This window comes from Petrachloros mirabilis (assembly GCF_975968855.1).
In genome coordinates, this window is the sequence record NZ_CDLUDY010000210.1 from 1 (window position 1) to 3522 (window position 3522).

Sequence of the window (3522 nt, forward strand, 5' to 3'; positions counted from 1 at the left end):
GGGCGCCCATATTCTCGTACGGGTTCTTGAGCTCGACTTCCTTCGCCACGGTCACGCCGTCCTTGGTGATCGTCGGCGCGCCGAACTTTTTGTCAAGAATGGCGTTCCGGCCCTTCGGCCCGAGCGTTGCCTTTACGGCATCGGCCAGCTGGTTGACTCCCTTGAGAATGGAGGCCCGAGCTGACTCGCTGTACAGTAGTTGCTTTGCCATGTGTTTCCTCCCTTTATGATTCAGTCTTCGTCTTGTTGGTTTATTAGCTGGTGAAAATACCGAGGATATCTTCTTCCTTGAGGATCAAGCATTCTTCATCTTCGATCCTGAGCTTGCTGCCGGAGTACTTATCGAACAGTACTTGGTCGCCGACCTTCACGTTCTCGACTTTCTTTCCGATCGCTTGCACGATGCCTCGCTGCGGTTTTTCCTTGGCCGAATCCGGCACGTAAATCCCGCCGGCTGTCCGTTCCAATTCCTCAGTGTAGGTGACGAATAACCGGTCACCCAGGGGCTGGAAACCCTTGGCGACATTCTTCTTCTCCTTCTCCTTGGCTGCTGTGCTCATGTCAGACCCTCCTCGTGATTGTTAACGTAAGATTATGTCTACGATTGTGAACAGGTGCGCACTCGATGATCGTGATCCGATTCCGATGCGAGCAGATAACCTGATCCGTTCGACTGGGCGTAGAGATAGCCTCCCCCCTTTCCAAGTCAAGGGGGCTACCATGAAAAAAATAGAACCCCGTAAATGGATGTGGAATGGGTCATCATAACCGATTGAGATTTCAATATTCTAGGTACAATCATGAAACGGATCTGGTGGGGAGTTAGATTCGTAACTGGTCGAAATCCTTCACGTCTTTCTTAATGTAGTCACGGAGGCGTTTGATGATCCTGGCTTCCAGCTGGCGGGTGCGTTCCTTCGTGATTCCGTATTTGGCACCGAGGTCGTCCAAGGTGAGCGGGGATTCGGACAGGATACGGTTGCGCAGAATGTCTTCGTCGCGCTCGTCCAGCGTCTTGATGAATTCGCCCAGCTTGGTACGAAAAAGAGTTCTGAGCTCTTCTGCCGCTAATTGTTCATCGGCTGCCGGTTGCTGAGCCGGAAGCACGTCGAGCAGGCTACCTTCCTGATCTTCACCGATCGGCTGATTGAGCGAGAGTTCCCAACTCCCCAACCGTTGATCCATCTCGATGACGTCTCGTTCACGAACGTTGAGACGGTCCGCCAGCAGCTTGGTGTCTGGGGCAAATCCCTCCCGTTCGAGCTTCGCCTTTTCCTTTCTCAAATTGTAGAAGAGTTTTCGTTGGTCCTGGGTCGTTCCGATTTTAACCAACCGGTAGGTGTTCAGGAGGTAGCGAAGAATATAGGCGCGTGCCCACCAGGCTGCGTAGGCATAGAACCGTACGTTCTTGGTCGGGTCGAATTTCGTGATGGCCTGCATCAAACCGACGTTGCCTTCTTGGATCAAGTCCATGTGGTCCGCGCCGGTGTGGAGATACTCTGCGGCGATCGCGACGGAGACCCTCAGGTTCGCCATAATCAGTTTGACGGCGGCCTCGCGGTCACCATGCTTTTTGTACTCATCGAACAGTCGAAGCTCCTCTTCCTTGGATAGATAGGGATGGCGGCGGACCTCGGCGAGGTATTGTTGAAGAGTGGTGACCGGCACCACCGCTGTACTATCAGCGGGGGGATCGCCACCGGCTGCAGCGGGGCCAAGCTCCATAGCCGGCTCTTCCGTGGCAATCTCATCATCAGAAGGGTCGAGAACTTCAGGTTCGAGCGACTCTTCTTCTTGTCTGTCTTCGGGTTTTGCCATAGGAAGCGCTGACTATAACAGAACAGGATGGCTCGACAAAACCGGAGTTACCGGAGGCGTTCTCTTGCACGATTGAAAGCCTGTCCCCTATGATGGAAGCGACGGCTACAACTCTTTAGCGAAAACGAATCCGTTATGCATCCCCTCACAGCACTGAAGAGCGGACATTGGCCTTCCCTAATCGGATCAGTCCTGCATCTGACCGTTAGCTTCATGGTGTGGCTGCTCATCGCTGCCTTGAGTATTCCGCTGGCCGAAGAGCTGCAACTGAGCGATCAAGCGATTGCCTGGCTTATCGCGTTGCCGCTCCTGGGGGGTGCCTTGTTCAGAATGATCGTGGGCTGGAGTACGGATTGGATCGGGGCGAGACCGACGGCGGTTGCGCTCCTCTGGGCCGAACTTTTCGTGCTGCTCTGGGGCTGGTTGGGGGTTATGAGTTATGAAGAGGCACTCGTTTTTGCCCTTGCCCTCGGAGTGGCAGGATCAAGTTTTGCCGTGGCACTTCCGCTTGCAGGCCGGGCATATCCACCGGAGACGCAAGGATTTGTCTTGGGAATTGCCGCGACGGGGAACGTGGGAACCGTGCTGATTCTTTTTCTGGCTCCCCGTTGGGCTTCGACGTTGGATTGGCACCAGATCTGTGGCCTCATGGCGGGGTTCGTGGCGGTGACTCTGTTGCTGTTTCAACTCCTGATCCCGCACGTGCAGCCTTCTCGCGAACCTGGTTCTGACGAATGGTGGCACCGTGCGGCGGTGATGATCCGGCAGCGTAACGCCTATTGGCTCTGTTTTCTGTATGCGGTGACGTTCGGAGGGTTTGTTGGGTTGTGCAGCGTGCTGCCTCTCCTCTTACACGACATGTATCGCCTTGAGGCGGTTGAGGCCGGTGCAGTGGCAGCCTTGTGCGGACTCGTGGGCAGCCTCATTCGTCCACTTGGGGGCTACGCCGCCGACCGGCAGGGGGGGCTACGCTCGCTCCACTACATTCTGCCCGTGATCGCCGGGGCCGTGGTCGCGGTGGCCAGTCCGTCACTTTCGATGGCGGTCGTGATGTTGATCCTGACGACAGGGGCGATGGGAGTGGGGAACGGGATCGTGTTTCAACTGGTGGCCGAGTGGTTTCCCAAAGACATCGGTTTGGCTTCGGGTGTTGTCGGCGCGGCAGGGGGAGTAGGCGGGTTTGCCCTGCCACTGCTGATGGGTTTGTTTAAAGGCGTGACCGGCAGCTATGAAGCCGGGTTATGGTTCTTCGCCGGGTTCGTCATCTGTGCCTGGGGCACTGTCATCGTCGCACTCCGGTCTCAGTCCTCATCGCTCGCCGAGCCGTCTGCTTAGCCAAATACTCATCTACCAACCGGTCCAAAAAAGAATGTTAAATGTTCGATGTTTAATGATAAATTGTCCTTCCATTGAACAATCGGCATCAAACATTCAACATGGAACTATATGGCCAGTCCGTTCAATAGCATCGAAGACGCGATCCGAGACATCAAAAAGGGCAAATTCATTATCCTGGTAGACGATGAAGACCGGGAGAACGAAGGCGACCTTGTCATTGCTGCCGAGAAAATCACGCCGCAAGCCGTGAACTTCATGGCCAAACATGCACGGGGATTGATCTGCCTTGCGCTCACGCCCGAACGCGTCGGGGAACTTCAGCTCCCTCAACAGGCAGTTGAAAACACCGCGACGTTCGGGACAGCA

5 protein-coding genes are annotated in these 3522 nt (G+C 55.3%); 2 read left to right on the forward strand and 3 right to left on the reverse strand.

The window, feature by feature from the left end:
• The 3 genes from ACWVCN_RS08635 to ACWVCN_RS08645 form a co-directional block, all read right to left on the reverse strand.
• A partial coding sequence (locus ACWVCN_RS08635) for a TCP-1/cpn60 chaperonin family protein (protein ID WP_455245160.1) occupies positions 1-211 on the reverse strand: 211 nt, incomplete at its 3' end.
• A 43-nt stretch (positions 212-254) separates the two neighbouring features.
• Positions 255-560 carry a GroES family chaperonin gene (locus ACWVCN_RS08640; RefSeq protein ID WP_455245161.1) on the reverse strand — a complete coding sequence of 102 codons (306 nt, stop codon included), beginning with the start codon at positions 558-560 and terminating at the stop codon, positions 255-257.
• 262 nt (positions 561-822) lie between these two features.
• Entirely contained in the window at positions 823-1818 is a 996-nt protein-coding gene (locus ACWVCN_RS08645) for an RNA polymerase factor sigma-32 (protein WP_455245162.1), read from the reverse strand.
• Between the two features lie 135 nt (positions 1819-1953).
• On the opposite strand from ACWVCN_RS08645, the gene ACWVCN_RS08650 reads away from it, so the two are divergent.
• Entirely contained in the window at positions 1954-3153 is a 1200-nt protein-coding gene (locus ACWVCN_RS08650; protein ID WP_455245163.1) for an MFS transporter, read from the forward strand.
• Positions 3154-3264: 111 nt separating this feature from the next.
• Positions 3265-3522, forward strand: a 258-nt coding sequence (locus tag ACWVCN_RS08655) for a 3,4-dihydroxy-2-butanone-4-phosphate synthase (protein ID WP_455245164.1), incomplete at its 3' end; no start/stop codon positions are given.